This is a genomic window from Micromonospora chokoriensis (genome assembly GCF_000718555.1).
Classification (GTDB): Bacteria; Actinomycetota; Actinomycetes; order Mycobacteriales; family Micromonosporaceae; genus Micromonospora; species Micromonospora chokoriensis_B.
Genome location: NZ_JOAN01000001.1, coordinates 413,827 through 431,875 on the forward strand (window position 1 = coordinate 413,827; position 18,049 = coordinate 431,875).

An 18,049-nucleotide genomic window follows, 5' to 3' on the forward strand; every position below is an offset into this window, starting at 1 on the left:
GTGTTCGAGTCGGTGCTGATCGCCAACCGGGGCGAGATCGCGGTCCGGATCGCACGGACCTGCCGGGAGATGGGGCTGCGTAACGTGGCGGTCTACTCGACCGTCGACCGCGACTCGGCAGTGGTGCGGCTGGCCGACGAAGCCGTCCAGATCGGGCCGGGTCCGAGCCGGCGTAGCTACCTGAGCGCGCCGGCCATCATCGAAGCGGCTCGCCGCACGGGGGCCGACGCGATCCATCCGGGTTACGGATTCCTCTCCGAGGACCCGGACTTCGCCGAGATCTGCGAGGCCGACGGGATCACGTTCATCGGGCCGCCGCCCGCCGTGATGGCCGCGCTGGGCGACAAGGCCCGGACGCGGGGCATCATGGCGGGCCTCGGCCTGCCGGTGCTGCCCGGCACGACCGACGCCGTCGAGTCGGCGGCCCACGCCCGTGCGGTGGCCGAGGAGATCGGCTTCCCGCTGATCATCAAGGCGGTCGCGGGCGGCGGTGGCCGGGGCGTACGGGTGGTCCGTGACCAGGCCTCGTTCCTGGGCGAGTTCGCCGCCGCGCGGGCCGAGGCGCAGCTGCTCTTCGGCGACAACCGGGTCTACATCGAGCGTTACCTTGAGTCGGCCCGCCACGTCGAGGTGCAGGTGCTCACCGACCGCTACGGCAACGGCATCCACCTCGGCGAGCGCGACTGCTCGGTGCAGCGGCGGCACCAGAAGCTGATCGAGGAGTCACCCGCGCCGGGGTTGCCGCAGCACATGGTCGACCGGATGACGGCCGCGGCGGTCAAAGGCGCGCTCGGCGTCGGCTACGTCGGCGCGGGCACGTTCGAGTTCCTGGTCGGCGGTGGCGACGACTTCCACCTGATGGAGGTCAACTGCCGACTCCAGGTCGAGCACCCGGTCTCCGAGTTGGTGACCGGCGTCGATCTGGTGCGGCAACAGATCCTCGTCGCGGCCGGCGAACGGCTGGCGCTGACCCAGGCGGACGTGACGCCGCGCGGCACGGCGATCGAGTGCCGTCTCAACGTCGAGGATCCGGCTCGTGGCTTCGTCCCGACGCCGGGCGAGCTGACCCGCTTCGACCTGCCCGGCGGCCCGTTCGTTCGCGTCGACACGCACGGGTACGCCGGCTACCGGGTGCCGGCCGATTACGACTCCCTGCTCGCCAAGGTGGTCGTCTGGGCACCCGACCGCCCACAGGCCCTGGCCCGGATGGCTCGTGCCCTCGACGAGTGCGCCGTCGAAGGGCCAGGTGTGGCCACGACCCGTGACTTCCTCCGAGCGACGCTCGACCACCCGCTGTTCCGCGCCGCCAAACACGACACCTCGCTCGTCGACACCATGCTCACCAGCCTCCAGCCGGACACCACTGAGGCTCCAGGGCGCCACTAACCGAAGGGTTCACACTGCTGCCGGTTCGCGGGTTTGCGGCCCGTGCGTCCACGCGGGCGCCCGCGGACGGAAGGTGGCCGACATGGCAATTGACAACGCTTCTCGAGGTGTCAGCCGGCGGCGGTTGTTGGCCGGAGTCGGCGCGGGGGCGCTCGTCGCCGGCACCGGCGGAGTCCTGCTCGACGCGGCGCCGGCGGCGGCCGCGTTCTCCGACCGGTTCGGGCGGATGTTCCCGTCGCTGCCGGCATTCGGGTCGGCGACGACCCAGATGCGTAACGCGCTGATCGACCTGTCGCGGGTAGGCGGCCCGATGGACGCGCGCGACCCGCTCAGTGTCGGTGCGGAGGCGCTCGCCGACCAGCAGCAGCACAGCATCAACAACCCCGACAACTTCTCGATCCCGCAGGGCATGACGTACTTCGGGCAGTTCATCGACCATGACCTGGCCTTCGAGACGACGGCGCCGCTGGGCACGCCGGTCGACCCGACCACGGTGCCCAATCCTCGGACGCCGGCCCTCGACCTCGACTCGCTCTACGGTGCCGGCCCGACCGGAAGTCCGCAGCTGTACAACTCGGCCGACCCCGCCAAGCTCAAGATCGAGTCGGGCGGGCGCTTCGAAGACCTGCCCCGAGACCCCAACGGCAGGGCGATCATCTTCGACGTCCGCAACGACGAGAACCTGCCGATCGCGCAGATCACGGCCGCGTTCATCCTCTTCCACAACCGCGTGGTCGACCTGGTACGCGCACAGGGCACGGCGGCGACGCAGGTCTTCGCCGCCGCCCGGCAACTCGTCACCTGGCACTACCAGTGGATCGTGCTCAACGAGTTCCTCCCGCTGATCGCCGGCCCGGGCACGGTCTTCACCGTTCTCAACGGAGGCCGCCGCTTCTACAAGCCGGAGCCGAACGCGACGTTCATCCCGGTCGAGTTCACCGCGGCGGCATTCCGCTTCGGTCACAGCCAGCCGCGACCGGCCTACCTGGTCAACCGCACCGGCAACGGCGGCGACGAGTTCTACGCCATGCTCTTCGACTCGGCGCTGGGCGGGGCCGACCCGGCCGACCTGCGCGGCGGGAAGCGGGCCGCGCGCCGCTACCTCGACCACCAGTTCTGGTTCCAGTTCTTCGACGGCCAGGTGCGGTGGAGCAAGTGGATCGACGTCCGCAACTCGACGCCGCTGTTCGGGTTCCCGCTGCCACCGCCGCCGTCCGGCTCACCGACGGCCAACCTGCTCGGACGCGACCTGCTGCGTCAGCTCACGTTCGGCATCCCGTCGGGCCAGCGGATCGCCGCGCACATCGGCGCGCCGGCGCTCGGCAGTTTCAACTTCCCGGAGCTCAGCGGGTACGGCCTCGGCCTGGACGCCAACACCCCGCTCTTCTACTACATCCTCAAGGAGGCACAACTGCAGGCCGGCGGCGGCTCACTGGGCGCCGTGGGTGGGCGAATCGTGGCGGAGGTGCTCATCGGCATCGCCCAGCTCGATCCGGCGGGCTACCTGAAGGTGCAGCCCAACTGGCGTCCGACCCTGCCCGCCCGCTTCTCGGGCCAGTTCACGATGGCCGACCTGCTCACCTACGCCCGGGTCGACCCGGCCAGCCGCAACTCCTGACGGCTCTTGCTCCGCACCCGGGCCCGTGGTGGCCCGGTGTGCAGAGTAGGGGAACGGTTGAACGGGACTCCAACGGTCCTCGACGCGGGTGGGGGAGGGTGCGGGACATGACTGGCAACTTCAGCGATTTCAAGGTGGCGGATCTGTCGTTGGCGGCCTTCGGGCGTAAGGAGATCGAGCTTGCCGAGCACGAGATGCCGGGTTTGATGTCGATCCGGCGGGAGTTCGCCCAGCGGCAGCCGTTGCAGGGCGCACGGATCACCGGCTCGTTGCACATGACGATTCAGACGGCGGTGTTGATCGAGACGCTGGTGGCGCTCGGCGCGCAGGTCCGGTGGGCGTCCTGCAACATCTTCTCCACCCAGGACCACGCGGCGGCGGCGATCGCGGTCGGCCCGACCGGCACCCCGGAGGCCCCGGCGGGTCTCCCGGTCTACGCCTGGAAGGGCGAGTCCCTCGACGAGTACTGGTGGTGCACCGAGCAGGTGCTGCTCTGGCCGGACGGGCAAGGTCCGAACATGATCCTCGACGATGGTGGGGACGCCACGCTGCTTGTGCACAAGGGTGCCGAGTTCGAGGCGATCGGGGCGGTCCCGTCACCCGAGAGCGCGGACTCGGAGGAGTATGCGGTCATCCTCGGTGTGCTGACGCGGTCGCTGCGGGAGGACAACCGCCGCTGGACGCGGGTCGCCGCCGGGATCAAGGGGGTGACCGAGGAGACCACGACGGGCGTGCACCGGCTGTACGAGATGCAGCAGGCGGGGAGCCTGCTGTTCCCGGCGATCAACGTGAACGACTCGGTGACCAAGAGCAAGTTCGACAACAAGTACGGCTGCCGGCACTCGCTGATCGACGGGATCAACCGGGCCACCGATGTGCTGATCGGCGGGAAGGTCGCCGTCGTGTTCGGCTACGGCGACGTCGGCAAGGGCTGCGCCGAGAGTCTGCGTGGTCAGGGTGCGCGGGTCATCGTGACCGAGGTGGACCCGATCTGTGCCCTCCAGGCGGCGATGGACGGCTACCAGGTCGCGACGATCGACGACGTGGTCGAGCAGGCGGACATCTTCATCACCGCCACCGGCTGCTTCAGCGTGATCACCAACGAGCACATGGCCCGGATGAAGCACCAGGCGATCGTGGGGAACATCGGTCACTTCGACAACGAGATCGACATGGCGGGTCTCGCGAAACGCGGGGACGTCGAGAGGATCAACGTGAAGCCGCAGGTGGACGAGTGGCGGTTCGCGGACGGTCACTCGATCATCGTGCTGTCGGAGGGTCGGTTGTTGAACCTGGGTAACGCCACCGGGCATCCGAGCTTCGTGATGTCGAACAGCTTCGCCAACCAGACCATCGCCCAGATCGAGTTGTTCACCAGCACCGACGAGTACCCGGTCGGTGTCTACACCCTCCCCAAACACCTGGACGAGAAGGTCGCCCGACTCCACCTCGCCGCCCTGGGTGTGCGCCTCAGCGAGTTGACCAAGGAACAGGCCAACTACCTCGGCGTCCCGGTCGAGGGGCCCTACAAGCCCGACCACTACCGCTACTGAGAGGGTGCGTCCCGTATGATCGCCGTTTCTGGTTCGATCGCGACCGACCATCTGATGCGCTTTCCGGGGCGGTTCGCCGAGCAACTCATCGCCGGCAGCCTCGACGCCGTCTCGCTCTCGTTCCTCGTCGACGACCTGGTCGTCCGGCGCGGCGGGGTCGCGGCCAACATCGCCTTCGGGCTCGCTCAACTCGGGCACCGGCCGGTGCTGCTCGGCGCGGTCGGCGGCGACTTCGGCGACTACCGTAGCTGGCTGGAGCGTAACGGGGTCGACTGCTCGGAGGTGCAGGTCAGCTCCATCGCACACACCGCACGGTTCATCTGCACCACCGACACCGACCTCTGCCAGATCGCGTCGTTCTACCCCGGGGCGATGGGCGAGCCCGACCGGATCAGCCTCGACGGTGTCGCCGCGCGCGCCGGTGGGCTCGGGCTCGTCATCGTCGCCGCGGAGAACCCGGACACCATGCTGGCCCGTGCCGCCGCCTGCCGCCGACTGGGCCTGCCCTTCGCCGCCGACCCGTCGCAGCAATTGGCCCGGATGCCGTCGGCCGACATCGAGGCGATGATCAGTGGCGCTCGCTACCTGTTGACGAACGAATACGAGGCGGCGCTGCTGGAATCGAAGACCGGGCTGAGCGAAGACGACATCCTGCGCCGCGTGGGCGTGCGGGTCGTGACCCTGGGCGCCAATGGGGTACGGATCACCGGGCCGGACGGCGACTTCCAGGTGCCGGCGGCGCGGGTGGGCCGCATCGTCGACCCGACCGGCGTCGGTGACGGCTTCCGGGCCGGCTTCTTCGCCGCGCTCGCCGCCGACCTGCCCGTCGAGCGCGCGGCACAGGTGGGCTGTGTACTGGCCGCGCACGTGCTGGAGGTCGAAGGCCCGCAGGATTACACAGTCGACGCCGAGGTCTTCGAGCGCCGCCTCGCCGAGTCGTACGGCAGCCATGTCGCGGTCGATGTGCGGGCGTTGGGGCCCGGTCTGCAGGGCACTGCGGCGCAGCGAGCCCGAGCAAGCGCCCGGGGATGATCGGCTAGCCTGCACGGGTGCGTACACCGCTTCCGGCCGCGAGTTCAACTCGCCGAGGACTGATCGCCGCGGCGGCGACGCTGGCGCTGCTGGGGTCGGGGGCGTGCGCTGACGCCGAGCCGAAATCCGAACCGCAGCGAGGGCCCGATCCGGAGGTCCTGATCGACGAACTGGTCGCGGGCCTCTCCCGGGACAAGCCGTACCGCGACCCGGACACGGGGGAACGGGCGGCGGCCCGGCGGGCAGCGCGATCGCTGGTCACCGGTCCGAACGCCGGCACCGACCTGGATCAGGTCTTCAACGACCTCGGCTTCCAGGCGCACCGTGGGGCAGACCCGGCGACCGGCCGGCCGTTCGACCTCTACCTCGCCACGGGCTCCGACGACCGTTCCTGGGGTGCCGTGCTGGTGGACCGGAGTGCGACCCCGCGTGCGGTGATCGAGGTGCCGCACCCCGGCTTCGACATCAACACCGAGAAGCTTGGGCTGGCGTTGCACCGGAAGGTGCCGGCAAGCGTGCTGCTGATCGCCGGGGCCCACCGACAGGCCGCCGACGGCGACGCGGACGTTGCCCACAACGACAAGTCGCTGTTCCACGCCCTGGCGGCCGAGTTCGCCAACAACGGCCTCGATCAGATCCAACTGCACGGCTTTGCCGACCGGAACCTGCCCGCGTCCGACGCGGTGGTGTCGACCGGTTCGGCTTCGGTGACCCCGGTGGCCCGCCGGATCGCGGACGGCCTCTCCGCTGCCGGGCTGGACGCCTGCCGGGCGTGGGTGAAACGGTGCGGCCAACTCGAGGGCAAGACCAACGAGCAGGGCCGCGCCGCAGCGGCACTGGGGTCCGTCTTCATCCATCTGGAGCTGAGCTGGTCGATCCGGCGGGACGCGGAGGCCCGTAACCGTGTCGTGACGGTGCTCGCGGAGCAGCTCGTCGTGGCCTGAGGTCAGATCCGGCGGGCGGTCCGCCAGCGCAGGGCCCAGTAGCCGGTGCCGTCCAGGATGGACTCGCCACCCAGGTCACCCATGGTTGGGCCGTTGGCGGTCGTACGGCTGGAGATGAACCGGTGGTGTCCCCGGTCGTCCACACCGAGGTACATGCCGGAGTGCTCGATGTTTGCGCCCTGCACCGGCCCGGCGTTGAAGAACAGCAGGTCACCGGGGAGCAGCCGATCCAGGTCCCGGGCTCGCTCGCCGGTGTTCGGCATCAGCAGGGCCCCTGGTCCGACCGAGGCCATCGCGGTCGCCCGCCGGGGCAGGCCGGGGCCGGCGGTGTTGGTGCCACGCAACGGATAGCCCATCCGGTAGCCGTAGACCATGCGCAGGAAACCTGAGCAGTCCAGGCTGCGGATGTGCGACGCCGTCGGCTTCTCCTTCTTGTCGGGGAACTCCCAGGACACCCCGAGGTAGTCGTAGAAGTCGGAGTTCTCCGCGCGACCGTCCGGGTCACTGTCGGAGAGCGGCCCGAAGGCAGCGTCGCCGGAATACTGCCGGCCCTTCGCGTCCTTCTTCGGCACGGCGACGTAGGTGTACTCCCGGGCCACCGCCAGCACGTCCGGCGAGCGGTCGGTGCGAGCCTTGGCGAACCAGTCGGTGAACCACTTCTCCTTCTCGGCGCCGGCCCGCCACTCCCGGGGGGCGAGTCGCACCCAGAACTCGGCAGGCACCTTGGCCTTGGTGAACCGCGCCTCGGCAAAGGTCCGCTGCGGGCCGACGATGTGCACCGTACGGGCGCCGTCGGTCATGATCGCGACGGTCTTTCCCTTGGCATCGAGCATCTGCGTCCGGTCCGGCGCGGTAGACCGTCGGTAGCTGTAGCCGGACGCAGTCGGCGCGGCTGCCTGCGCGGCCTGCGTGCCGAGGCTCAGCTCGATCGGGTCCGCCGCGGTGTGCCGGACAACGACGTAGGTGAAGGTGCTGCCACCAGTCAGCAACGCGAAGGCGGCGACGGTCATCAGCAGGGCGCGGCCGCGGGAGTAAGTCCGGTAGTTCATGCCTGTCCCTCGTCGGTCTCTGGACTCAGGTGACCGGCACGAAGCCGGCCACGACGCCGCTGAACGCCACGCCGTAGGTGATGACGGTGACCATGACGGTGGCCAGCACGGTCGCCTTCGGCGGCTGCCGCACGAGCTGGTAGGCGATCAGTCCCGGCGCCACGAAGCCCAGGGTCTGGTGCGCGAAGAGCAGCGGCAGGTCGCGTTGGACGAGCACGAACAGCGTCATCTGGAGGAGGACGCTGAGCAGGACGATCGCGGCGAAGAGGCGCTTGCCGTAGAGGATCACGACGCGCTGCATCAGCCGGGTGAGGGCGTACGTGACGACCGTCATCACCACGATCACTGCGGCCTGGAGCGGGTCCTCGATCAGCGCGAGCGCGATCCAGCCTGGCGTGATCATCCCGCCGGGCGAGAGGTTGGTGGTCAGATAGCAGAGCAGCGCGAAGACAAGACCGATGCCGAGGCATGCGGTGGCGAGCTGGGCACTGAGTTCTCCTCCGAATGTCACCGGTGGGTCCTTCCCAGGAACACGGTCTTGCCGTCCACGTCGAAATTGCGCGCGGTCGGCGGACGGAGCATCGATTCGGCGCGGGTGCGGTCCTGCGGTTCCCAGCTCGGCAGGGCGGCCAGCTCGTGCAGCAGCACCTCGCCCTGCCCGTGGATGTTCCCGACGGCGACGATGGAGGCATCCTCTGCGGTTACCGCCATCACCTCGCTGATCAGCCGTTCCGGCGAGAGCTTGCCACCCAGGTCGACCACCCGGCTCTGTAGCTCGGCGGGCACGTTGACCCGGGCGCTGCGGGTCATCTCACCGATCAGCACGATGCGTTGCGGCTGTACCCGGCCGGCGAGCGTACCCATCTGCCCGTTCCGCTCCATCCGGTCCGGTCGACAGTTGATCACCATGGTCAACGGCTGGCTGATCAGCCGTTGCTTCTCGAGTTGCTCGATGTTCATGTACGTCGACTCCGGGTCGTTGGCGGCGAAGATGTTGGCGAACCGGACCCGCTTGCTGCCGTGCAGGACCCGGGCCACCGAGAGCACTCCCGGATCGGGTGGGGCCGACCACATGCCGGTGAGTGCGCTGTGCCGGTCGACGCCGAGTTGCTCGGCGACGGCGAGCGCGATGGCCACGTTCTCCTTGAAGGTGATCCAGCCGAAGCCCGCCATCTCCTGGTCGGTCACCGACTCGGGGTCGACCGCGATCAGTTCGCACTTCCGCTTGGCTGCCTCCTGCTGCAGGATCGCCAACCGGTCCTTCTCCGCGGTGATGCAGATGCCGCCCTCGGGCATCGACCGGCTCAGCGACCGAGCCACGTCGTCGAGAGTCGGCCCCATCTCCGCGAGGTGGTCCTCACGGACGTTGCAGAGCACCCCGATGGTGGACCGGATGAGCTTGCTCTGGTTGATCTCCTGCAACGCCGGCATGACCGCCATGCACTCGATGACCAGCGCATCCGGGTGGTAGACGGCGGCCCGCCGAACGATGCCGATCTGCTCGACCACATTGGCGATGCCGAACTTGCGGTGCACCGGCTCCTCGCTGGCGTCCGGGAAGATGAATCGTGCGGCGGTGCCGGTGGTCTTGGCCACCACGACCTCGCCGCCGCCGCGCAGCGCGCCCGCGCAGAGTCGGGTGATCGAGCTCTTGCCACGGATGCCGTTGACCAGCACGCGGTGCGGGATGGTGTTGAGGTTGCGGTTGTGATTCCGCTGTTCGATCACGCCGGCTACCACGAGCGCGAGGCAGCAGAGGCTGTAGACGGTGTACAGGTAGAACATGCTCAGCCTTTCGTCGCCCGGCTGCGAGTCTCGGCCGCGTGCCGGACTCGTGCGAGGACGGTGGTCCGGTCGGCTCCCGCGCCGCGCATCCGCAGCGCACCACCGAACCGGGCGGACCCGGTGTGCCGGACCTGGCGACAGATCTCCAGGCACATCGCTATCGCGCCGATGTCGTCGTGACGCTGCGGCGGAACGGGCAGCTCCACGGTCCCATCGCTCATCTGCTCGGCGAAGGAACTCAACCTCCGCAACGGCCGGACGAAGATGTAGAGCTGCCAGACGTGGGTGAGCAGGGCGATGCCCACCACGGCACCGGCCACCAGCAAGGTCCAGCGCCGCTCGACCATCGCCGGTAGGCGCAACCCAGCGACGTCCTGCTCCAGCACGACCGCCCACTCGAGGTGGGCGACAGTCGCCGGCACGGTCAGGCCGGAGGCGGCGACCAGCGCGGGGGCGCCGTCCTCGGTGGTCGACCGGCCAACCGTGCTGCCTGGCAGCACCTCGACGGCGATCTTCCGGGCCACCTCGCCCTGAAGCGGCTGGAATGCCCGGAAGCCCTCTGAATCCAGAATCGTCCGCAGCTCGGCGTCGACGACCCGGACCCGACCTTCGACCCGACGGACCAGTCCGAGCAGACGGTCAGGGTCGAACTCGCCAATCACCGCGTGGCCGTCTGCGAGCTGGTTGAAGGCGTACACCAGGGGCAACCGGTCGGCCGTGTCGTCGAGGTGGATGCCGACCTCGCCGGGCAGTGGCGCGACGGTCCGCAGCGGGTCCCGACCGGCGCCGGCCACCATCTTCCCGTCCCGGTCGACCAGGTACAACGCCCGGAGCCGCTGCTCGTCGGCGAGCTCCCGGCCGAGCGTCCGATCGGCCTGCCCGAGGTCGTTCGCGGTCACCCCCTGCGAGACCCGGGAGACAGTAGCCAAGCCGTCGTCCAGCAGGTGCCCCAGGGCGTTGCTGGCGTCCTCGGCACGGCTCTCCTCGTCCCGCACCAACTGCACGGGAATGACCGGATCGGAGACCTGCAACGCGAGCGCTGCGGCCGCCGCCGGCCAAAGCATCGCGACCACCACGGCGACGGTCAGGCCCTGCAGGACGGTTGGCCGCCAACGCCGGTCCGGCGGGTACTGGTCGCCTGAGGTCAGGGCCAACGCCCGCGCGATCCGGTGCGCCTCGCGGATGCGCATCGGCGCGCGTTGCCGCGTCATCGCGCCACAGGCATCGGCCTTGGCCTGATCCAGCAGCGCCCGGACTGGCCGGACCAGCGACTTTCGCATGAGCAGGAAGCTGAGCAGCGTCACGACCAGCAGACTCAGCCCGAGCAGCGCCCCCTTGGTGCCCGAGGTCCCCGCGCTCATCTCCGCGGCGAGCAGGGAGACGACCACGAGCCCGGTTTCACCCACCGGCGCGGACGACACCACCAACCTGCGGTCCGACCACTCCTTGACCACCACCTCACGGCTCTGCCGCGAGTCGGAGCCGGCCAGGCCGGCAAAGACCGTCGGCAGGTGCACGGTGTCGACCGCATTGACCCCCTGCATCAGGCTGCTCTTGCCGTCGGGGGCGATCATGTGGATGCCCTGCCCGGCGTCCGGGTTGAGTCGTAGGTTCCGCATGGTGACCGGCTGGATCGCGAGCACCGCCCGGGTGTCGTCCAGCGCGACGGAATAGACCAGTTCGGGGCCGTCCGCCGTGGTGACGGCGATCGTCTTGTCCACCACCAGCACCGGCGGCAGCAGGTCGATCGGCAGTGCCGCGCCCTTGGCCGCGAGAGGTCGTCGGGAGGCGGTCTCCACGATGACGGCGCCGGTGAAGCCGGAGTCGGCCGCGACCAGACGGGTCAGCAGGTCGGCGTCGGTCGCGGTGCCGCGGCCCTGCACCGTCCGCTCCAGGTCGGTCGCCCGGCCGCGGGCCTCGACCTGCATGCCGGACGCCAGCTTGGACACGACGTCACGCTGGGAGTCGACGACAGCCGGGAGCACCCCGCGCTGGGCGCTGACCGCGAACCCGAGGATCGCCATGGCAACCACGAACATCGTGGTCCAGAGATAGACAAGTGAGGGTGCGCTCGTCCCGGCCGGGAACGCCGCCGCCGGCAACTGCTGGTCCAGCGCCCGTCGCCGCCACGCCAGCAGTTGTTCCTGCTCGTTCGCCGGCCCGGCCGCCGACTGCCACGGCGCGTACTGCGCTGACCTGCCTGACACGAAACGACTACCTTCCCGGTGGAACTGCTCGCTGGACCGCGACCCATCCAGCGCGCCAGCCAGGCACGGCCGCCGGCCGCCGCGAATGCTAGCAAGGTGCACAACCCGCGAGGTCGGCGTCGGTCTCGACCGTCCGCCGGTCGATGAATGGCCGTTACCGGCGGGGCACCCCGCGCACCACCAGGCCCGCCGTGTCAGCTGCCCTGGTCAACAGGTTGCCCTCGATCCGCTCGACCGCGGCCTCGTAGATCCGGCGTCGCCCGGGGGACAGGGCAGGATCCGCCAACGCCCGCTCTAGATCAACCAGACGGATGTTCGGGTTCAGATCAACGAAGGTGGGGATCGCCTCGATGGCTACCACCTTCCACCTTTTCGGCCCGCCCGCCGGACCGAACGTCACCCGGGTCATCGCGCCGTCACGGTTGGCGTTGATGGGCTCGGCGTGCCGGGCGATCTGATTGCCCATCCCGTAGACGATCCAGGTGTCGCCGATCCGCTCCACCGGCTGCACGACGTGCGCGTGGTGCCCGAAGACGACGTCCACGTCGTCGATCGCGGCGATCTGACGGGCCCAGGTCTGTTGGTCGACGTCCGGCTCGTGCTCGTACTCGGTGCCCCAGTGCAGGCTGACCACCACGATCTCCGCACCCGCCTCCCGAGCTGCTGCCGCATCCCGCCGGATCGCCGGTACGTCGATCAGGCTCGACACCCACTCCTTGCCGGCGGGCGGCCGCAGGCCGTTGAAGCTCTTGGTGAAGCTGATGTGCCCGATCTTCACGCCCTTGGCCTGATAGATCTTGACGGTGGTGGAGTCACGCTTGGTCCGGTAACTGCCGGTGTGCCCCAGACCCGCCTTGTCCATCGCGTCGAGGGTCCGCTTGACGCCGTCGTACCCCTGGTCGATGGTGTGGTTCGAGGCGGTGGAGCAACCGTCGTACCCGATGCTCTTGAGGCCCTTGAGCACCTCCTGCGGCACACTGAACTTCGGGAAGCCGATGTACGGGCCTCCCGGCGGTGCCAGCGGAGTCTCCAGGTGGCACAGGGCCAGATCCGCGCTGGAAACGGTCTCACTCACCGGCGCCAACATCGGGCCGAAGTCCAACTTGCCGCCGCCGTCGATCCGGGCCTGGTCCCACAGCTCGGGGTGCAGCAGGATGTCCCCCGCACCGAGCACGGAAACCGTACGGCCGGTGACCGCCACCGGGGCGCCCACCGGGCGGGGTGGGTCAGCCGGCGCGGGCGAGTCAGCCGACCAGGGGCCGAGGACGTAGATCGCGCCCACCCCGACTGCCAGTGCGACCACGCAACTGAGGATCGCCCGTAGCGTGCCGGAGAGCCCGCCGCTCGGCTGAGAATTACTCGCCATTGCGACAGGCTAGCCCGCCTTGGCCAGCCCTCGCCCGTGGGTCAGCCCACCGTCCCCGGTCAGAGCCGGGCGTATCGGATCCGCCGGCTCAGTCGCTCTCGTCCACGAACTTGTAGTAGCCCATCCGAAAACGTTGCAGCAGGGCACGCATGAATTCCGGACCGGCCTCCGGCGGCACCCGCCCCGCGCCGACCGGCACGCCGTTGTCGTAGAAGTCCTGCGCGAGCGCGCTCCAGTTGGGGTCGAGGATGGTCAGCGACACCGCTTGGCCCGGCTGCCACCGGAACTCGGCAACCCGCCGGTTGGTGTGCTGGGCGAAGTTGTACAGCGCCACCCGGGTCAGCGCCTGTTCGCTCATGCCTGCCTCCTGGCTCACCACTGCTGAACGAAGTGTGAGCTGCAGAATGTCAGACCGGTTGTAGGTCGGGATCACGGCGAACGGTCTCGGGGTTTCGCCTGGTCCTGCGAGCCACCTCGTGGCAGGCGAGCAACGCGAACGCCGTAGCCGTCAGCAGGCCACCGAACAACGGGATGACGCGCACCCCGGCCGTCGCCAGCAGGCCCGCGCCGATGAACGAGCCGGACGCGAGGCCGAAGTTGAACGCGACGCTGAGGCTGGCCGACGCCATGTCGGTGGTCGACGGGGCCACCTGCATGATGCGGTGCTGGATTCCCGCGATCAGCGAACTGAACGACATCCCCGCCACGGCGAGCAACGGGATCGTCAATGCCTTGCTCGTGCCAACCCCATAGAGACCGAGCATCGCGGCGGTAATGAGCCCGAGTAGCCCCAGCACGACACCGAGTGGAAACCGGTCCAGCACCCGGCCGACCGCCCAGGTGCCGGCGACGCCGAACGAGCCTTGGACGAAGAGCAGCATGCCGAGAGATGCTGCGGCGAACCCGCTGACGTCGAGGAGGAAGACGGTCATGTAGGTGAACGCGCCCATGGCGCCGGTGACCGCGAGGACTGTGGCGACGAGGAGCACTACGAAGCGGTGACGATCCGGCATTGGCCCGAGGTCGCCCGTGCTCTGCTGCGGTGTGACGCTCGGCAGGAGCAGGGCGACCGCGATGCAGGCGACGAAGCCGAGGATGGCCATCGCGACGAAGGCGGCCCGCCACCCGGCCTGCCCGCCCAACCAGGTGCCCAGCGGCACGCCGAGGACCGGGCCGAGAGCGTTGCCGATCGACAGTCGAGCCACGATGCGCCCGCGGATGTTAGCGGGGAACATCGAGATCGCCACGGGGAACACCACCGCCCAGAAGACACCGTTGGTGATGGCGGACACCAGTCGCGCGGCGAGCAGCACCTCGTAGGAGGTTGCGAAGGCGGACACCGCCGTCGCCGCGGCGAACACACCGAGGGAGCCGGCGAGCAGCGGGCACCGGGGCACTCGCCGAGTGACCCGGGTCAGCGGGAGCGCCACGATCATGACCACCACGGCGTACCCGGTCACCAGCAGACCGGCCTCGGACCTGGAGCGTCCCAGGTCTGGCGCGATCAGCGTGAGCAACCCGATCGGCAGCACCTCGGTGGTGACGTAACAGAAGGTGGCGGCGGACAACGCGGCGAGGGCATAGACCGCGCGTCGTTGGTGCAGCATTGGCTACCTCCAAGATCCAGGACAAGAGCCGGCACGGTACGCAGTGGGTGTGCGCTACCGGCTAGCCGGGTTTTGACGGTAGCATAGGCAGGCATGGATCTCTCGTCGTGTCTGCAGGAAGCTGCTCTCTCTGCTTCGCCTCTACTGTTGATGACGATCGCGCAGGACGATCGAGTACGCGCAGATCGTGGCTATCTCTGGCGGTTTTGGTGGTAGCTTTTCCGGCATGCCACTCGACGTGTGTCAGCTACCGATGGTGGGCGGGCACCCCGCACTCGACCTGGTCAACACGATCGAGCGAGGGGGCGAGGCGCCGCACGACTTCCTGACCGACGGCTCCGCCGTGCTGCGCTGGGCGACGCAGATCGGCCTGGTCAGCGATGCGGAGGTCGACCAGGTGGGCCGGGCATGGCACGACGAGCCGGCTGCCGCGCATGCGGGACTGGCCGCGGTGCGTGACATCCGCGAAAGCCTGTATCTCGTACTGCTCGCCACGATCACCGACGCGGCCGGCGACCCCCTCGCGGCCGGCGCCGCGCTTGTCGCACTGCATCAGCGCTGGTCCGGCGCGGCCGCCCGAGCACGGTTCGTGCTCGACTCGTCGCGGGTGCGGCTGGCCTACGGCACGGTGCCGGCCATGTTGCTGCCCGACCGGATCGCCGAGGCAGCCCTCGACGTCATGCTGGCCGCCGACCTGACCCGGGTGCGCCGCTGCCCGGTGCTTGAAGGGGGCTGCGGCTGGCTGTTCCTCGACCAGAGCCGCAGCGGCACCCGCCGATGGTGCCGCATGGCCGACTGCGGCAACGTGGTGAAGGCGCGACGGCTCACCGAGCGCCGCCGCGCTGCCCGGGCACCCGGCTCGTAGCTTGCCGACGATGCTGCGTGTCAGCGCAGCCCCGTGACCGCAGAATCGCTGGAGTGGAGTGTGCGCACGAACCCTGGCCGAGCGCGCAGATCGAAATCCAGACGGGGTCAACGCGGTCTTGATGACTCGCGCCTGACGCGGTGCGGCGGTGCCCCAAGTGGCAGCCGGGATGGCCGATCCGATGACCATGATCTCGACGCCGCCGGGTGGTGACACCAGAGTCCGGCCGATCACGGAAGCGGCCATCCACTCTGTGGCCTCGCCTACCTCGAGACGGGCATAAACGTCTGTACGACCTAAGCGGCGATGGCCATACCAAGATGCGCGGTGTCGATTAGGAGTGACTCTGTAAGACTTGCGAGGACGTGACCGGCTTTTCGATCCGCGTCCGATCACGCCAATCGGGCGAGAGTCGCGTGCCTGCTCCCGAATCTAGCCAGCACCGCCGCCTGCTCCCGACCCGGCAGCGCTACCCGCCCGCGCGGGCCTCTCCCCGCACGCGTCGTTCTCCTCCGCATGCGATGCCGTCGGATCACTCGCCGGTGTTGGTCCGCTAGCAGGATCAGCTTCAGCCCGAGATGTCTGAGCCCATCGGACGACCCGCGAAATCGACCACCCCACGACGGCGAAGCCCACGCCCAGCACCAGCCAGCCAGGAGCACCCCAGCCGAGAGTCAAGGCCGTCACCACCAGCGGAGCGAGAAGCTGTCCCAGTTGCCCGCCCATCGAGTACGCACCTTGGTACTGCCCATGCGCGTCGGCCTTGGCGAGGCCGAACGAGATGCTCCAGCCGGCTGCGGAATGCAGCAACTCTGCGAGGAGATGCGCACATGCGGCGGCGATGAGAAGACCCAACGTCAGCTTCCCGTGCGACAGCCCGGAGAGTGAGAAGATTGCGCAGGCGACAAGGAGTGAGAGGCCCGCGCGTCGGGCGGCTCTGCCGGCACCGCTCAACTGGTCGGTGCCGCGGGCGGCCCGAACTTGGAAGAGGATCACACCCACCGTGTTGATGATGAACAGGACCGAGATCGTCCAGTGCGGCGCGTCGGTGCGAAAGGATATCCACAGCGGGAGCGCCACTTCCAGCAAGCCGAGGTGCGTCGCCATCATCCCGTCGAATACCACGAACACCATGAAGGGCCTGTCGCGCAGTGCGAGCAGGCGAGGGCTGTCTGCAGGACGGTGGACCGGCGGAATTGGGGCCAAGAAGCTCAGGACGCCTGCTGCGGCTGCGAATGATGCTGCATTGCCCAGAATGAGGGTCACGTAGGCCGCTCGGGTGTCGAACGCGAGCCCGATGCCGGCCAGCCCAGTGCCCACGGCGAGACCGACATTCGTGACAGAACGCAGGTAGGCCCGAGCGTGTAGCCGCTTGGCCGGATCAACAGCCCTGGCAATGACCGCGCCTCTGGCGGCTCGCTGAGCAGCGTCGACAACCGCCATTGGGACAGCGAGAATCAAGAACGACTGGAACGAGTGAACCATCGTCATCGCCGAAGTCACAATGGCGAGGATTATCAACGCGACGACAAGTACGCGGCGAGGTCCGATTCGGTCAGTAAGATAGCCCGCCGGAGCGCTCGAAGCAAGACATACCAGCGCGGTGATGGAGAAGGCGAGGCCTGTCTGGGTCACGGAAAGACCTACCGAGCGAGTCAGGAACAGCGCGCTCGACGCGATCCACAGCCCGCCACCGATGGTGTTGACAAACGTCGCAGCGGCCAACAGGCGCAGTGGTCCCCGCTCGGGTAATCCTCGCATGATTGACAGTCAACCGCATCCCTGGGCCTGCCGAGGGTGCGGCTAGACAAATCAACATCAACCCCTACGGATCGCGCACGAATCAATCCCGTCCGTCGGCTGGCAGGGAGCGAGCGGCCGCCATGGATGCCGGGGTTCGTCCTGGCAGCTCGGAGGCTTGCGATCATGTTCTGCTGGGGCTGGAGGGAGTCATCCCTGGCAGCATCGAAGGAGCGCCCGGCGAGCAGCGTGAACGGGCGGGTGCCGCCGGCCGGGCCGACTCGCGAGTAGACGGTCGTTTGAGGTCTCGACCTGCCGCTGAGGGCTCATGTCGCAGATCGGCGCCGTTTAAACAAGGCATTGGAGTCAGGGTCACACGCGCTTCCTCGCTAAGGAAGACGCACGGGTGAGCATTCCCGCAGGTAAACCGGCCTCCCGTCGCGTTGCGGATCGACAGGGCCAAACTTTTGGCTGGATTTCCGCCCTGACATGCTTGAAACCGTGGACCCCCTCCACCTATAATTCCTCCCTGCGTAGCGCGACTTTTGTCACTGGCTTCGACGACACGGGGGTTCGTCATCGTGAAAGAAGTGCCTATTCGGGATGTCGTCGTCGAAGAATGGCGCGACGTCCTTGGCGTCGATGATCCAGGCCCGGCGGATGACTTTTTCTCGGTCGGTGGTGATTCGATGCTGGCGCTCGAATTCGTTGACCGTCTCGAGCAGCGGCTCAACATCAGCTTCCCGCTTGACATCCTATTCGTTCACGGCACCCTCGGTGCAGTGGTCGAAGCATGTGAGGAGAGGGTGGGCGGCGTAGTCGCGCTTTGAGCGGACAAGGGCTCGCAGCGTCGCGTCGGCCTTAACCTTCTGCACCAGAAGCGGGGATGAATGTTCT

15 protein-coding genes are annotated in these 18,049 nt (G+C 68.6%); 7 read left to right on the forward strand and 8 right to left on the reverse strand.

Annotated elements, in window-relative coordinates:
- The 5 genes from IF46_RS0101900 to IF46_RS0101920 all read left to right on the forward strand — a co-directional run bounded on the left by IF46_RS0101900 (nucleotide 1) and on the right by IF46_RS0101920 (nucleotide 6,533).
- Nucleotides 1-1,386, forward strand: a complete 1,386-nt coding sequence (locus IF46_RS0101900; protein WP_051723567.1) for an acetyl-CoA carboxylase biotin carboxylase subunit — start codon at nucleotides 1-3, stop codon at nucleotides 1,384-1,386.
- A gap of 82 nt (nucleotides 1,387-1,468) precedes the next feature.
- Nucleotides 1,469-3,004 (forward strand): peroxidase family protein, encoded by a 1,536-nt coding sequence (locus tag IF46_RS0101905; RefSeq protein WP_084597713.1) that lies wholly within the window; start codon nucleotides 1,469-1,471, stop codon nucleotides 3,002-3,004.
- 107 nt (nucleotides 3,005-3,111) lie between these two features.
- A complete protein-coding gene (gene ahcY / locus IF46_RS0101910; RefSeq protein ID WP_030486502.1) occupies nucleotides 3,112-4,557 on the forward strand; it encodes an adenosylhomocysteinase in 1,446 nt (481 codons plus the stop codon).
- Between the two features lie 15 nt (nucleotides 4,558-4,572).
- Complete coding sequence (locus IF46_RS0101915) at nucleotides 4,573-5,589, forward strand: carbohydrate kinase family protein (protein ID WP_051723569.1); 1,017 nt, start codon at nucleotides 4,573-4,575, stop codon at nucleotides 5,587-5,589.
- A gap of 17 nt (nucleotides 5,590-5,606) precedes the next feature.
- On the forward strand, nucleotides 5,607-6,533 hold the full coding sequence (locus IF46_RS0101920) for a hypothetical protein (RefSeq protein WP_030486504.1): 927 nt from the start codon (nucleotides 5,607-5,609) through the stop codon (nucleotides 6,531-6,533).
- Between the two features lie 2 nt (nucleotides 6,534-6,535).
- Here the strand turns inward: IF46_RS0101920 and IF46_RS0101925 are convergent, their stop codons facing one another.
- The 7 genes from IF46_RS0101925 to IF46_RS0101955 all read right to left on the reverse strand — a co-directional run bounded on the left by IF46_RS0101925 (nucleotide 6,536) and on the right by IF46_RS0101955 (nucleotide 14,547).
- Complete coding sequence (locus tag IF46_RS0101925; protein ID WP_030486505.1) at nucleotides 6,536-7,582, reverse strand: NlpC/P60 family protein; 1,047 nt, start codon at nucleotides 7,580-7,582, stop codon at nucleotides 6,536-6,538.
- 25 nt (nucleotides 7,583-7,607) lie between these two features.
- Nucleotides 7,608-8,093, reverse strand: coding sequence for a poly-gamma-glutamate biosynthesis protein PgsC/CapC (locus IF46_RS0101930; RefSeq protein WP_030486506.1), 486 nt, complete (start codon nucleotides 8,091-8,093; stop codon nucleotides 7,608-7,610).
- Entirely contained in the window at nucleotides 8,090-9,367 is a 1,278-nt protein-coding gene (pgsB, locus tag IF46_RS0101935) for a poly-gamma-glutamate synthase PgsB (protein WP_030486507.1), read from the reverse strand. The genes IF46_RS0101930 and pgsB overlap by 4 nt, the downstream gene beginning before the upstream one ends.
- A 2-nt stretch (nucleotides 9,368-9,369) precedes the next feature.
- Nucleotides 9,370-11,574, reverse strand: coding sequence for a HAMP domain-containing protein (locus tag IF46_RS0101940; RefSeq protein ID WP_051723570.1), 2,205 nt, complete (start codon nucleotides 11,572-11,574; stop codon nucleotides 9,370-9,372).
- Between the two features lie 154 nt (nucleotides 11,575-11,728).
- Nucleotides 11,729-12,940 (reverse strand): CapA family protein, encoded by a 1,212-nt coding sequence (locus IF46_RS0101945; RefSeq protein WP_232233902.1) that lies wholly within the window; start codon nucleotides 12,938-12,940, stop codon nucleotides 11,729-11,731.
- An 88-nt stretch (nucleotides 12,941-13,028) separates the two neighbouring features.
- A complete protein-coding gene (locus IF46_RS0101950) occupies nucleotides 13,029-13,298 on the reverse strand; it encodes a hypothetical protein (RefSeq protein WP_030486510.1) in 270 nt (89 codons plus the stop codon).
- Nucleotides 13,299-13,347: 49 nt separating this feature from the next.
- Nucleotides 13,348-14,547 carry an MFS transporter gene (locus IF46_RS0101955; RefSeq protein WP_030486511.1) on the reverse strand — a complete coding sequence of 400 codons (1,200 nt, stop codon included), beginning with the start codon at nucleotides 14,545-14,547 and terminating at the stop codon, nucleotides 13,348-13,350.
- A 226-nt stretch (nucleotides 14,548-14,773) separates the two neighbouring features.
- Here IF46_RS0101955 and IF46_RS33015 point away from each other — a divergent pair, with 226 nt between their 5' ends.
- Nucleotides 14,774-15,412, forward strand: a complete 639-nt coding sequence (locus IF46_RS33015; RefSeq protein WP_084597714.1) for a CGNR zinc finger domain-containing protein — start codon at nucleotides 14,774-14,776, stop codon at nucleotides 15,410-15,412.
- A 432-nt stretch (nucleotides 15,413-15,844) separates the two neighbouring features.
- Here the strand turns inward: IF46_RS33015 and IF46_RS0101965 are convergent, their stop codons facing one another.
- Nucleotides 15,845-17,137, reverse strand: a complete 1,293-nt coding sequence (locus tag IF46_RS0101965; protein ID WP_232233903.1) for an MFS transporter — start codon at nucleotides 17,135-17,137, stop codon at nucleotides 15,845-15,847.
- Nucleotides 17,138-17,733: 596 nt separating this feature from the next.
- Here IF46_RS0101965 and IF46_RS0101970 point away from each other — a divergent pair.
- Entirely contained in the window at nucleotides 17,734-17,982 is a 249-nt protein-coding gene (locus IF46_RS0101970; protein WP_198041327.1) for a phosphopantetheine-binding protein, read from the forward strand.
- Nucleotides 17,983-18,049 lie beyond the last annotated feature (67 nt).

Bases quoted from the DNA above. Each gene is read 5' to 3' on its own strand.
- IF46_RS0101905 (WP_084597713.1), top strand. From the start codon at position 1,469: ATGGCAATTGACAACGCTTCTCGAGGTGTCAGCCGGCGGCGGTTGTTG.
- ahcY (WP_030486502.1), top strand. From the start codon at position 3,112: ATGACTGGCAACTTCAGCGATTTCAAGGTGGCGGATCTGTCGTTGGCG.
- IF46_RS0101915 (WP_051723569.1), top strand. From the start codon at position 4,573: ATGATCGCCGTTTCTGGTTCGATCGCGACCGACCATCTGATGCGCTTT.
- IF46_RS0101925 (WP_030486505.1), bottom strand. From the start codon at position 7,582: ATGAACTACCGGACTTACTCCCGCGGCCGCGCCCTGCTGATGACCGTC.
- pgsB (WP_030486507.1), bottom strand. From the start codon at position 9,367: ATGTTCTACCTGTACACCGTCTACAGCCTCTGCTGCCTCGCGCTCGTG.
- IF46_RS0101945 (WP_232233902.1), bottom strand. From the start codon at position 12,940: ATGGCGAGTAATTCTCAGCCGAGCGGCGGGCTCTCCGGCACGCTACGG.
- IF46_RS0101950 (WP_030486510.1), bottom strand. From the start codon at position 13,298: ATGAGCGAACAGGCGCTGACCCGGGTGGCGCTGTACAACTTCGCCCAG.
- IF46_RS0101955 (WP_030486511.1), bottom strand. From the start codon at position 14,547: ATGCTGCACCAACGACGCGCGGTCTATGCCCTCGCCGCGTTGTCCGCC.
- IF46_RS33015 (WP_084597714.1), top strand. From the start codon at position 14,774: ATGCCACTCGACGTGTGTCAGCTACCGATGGTGGGCGGGCACCCCGCA.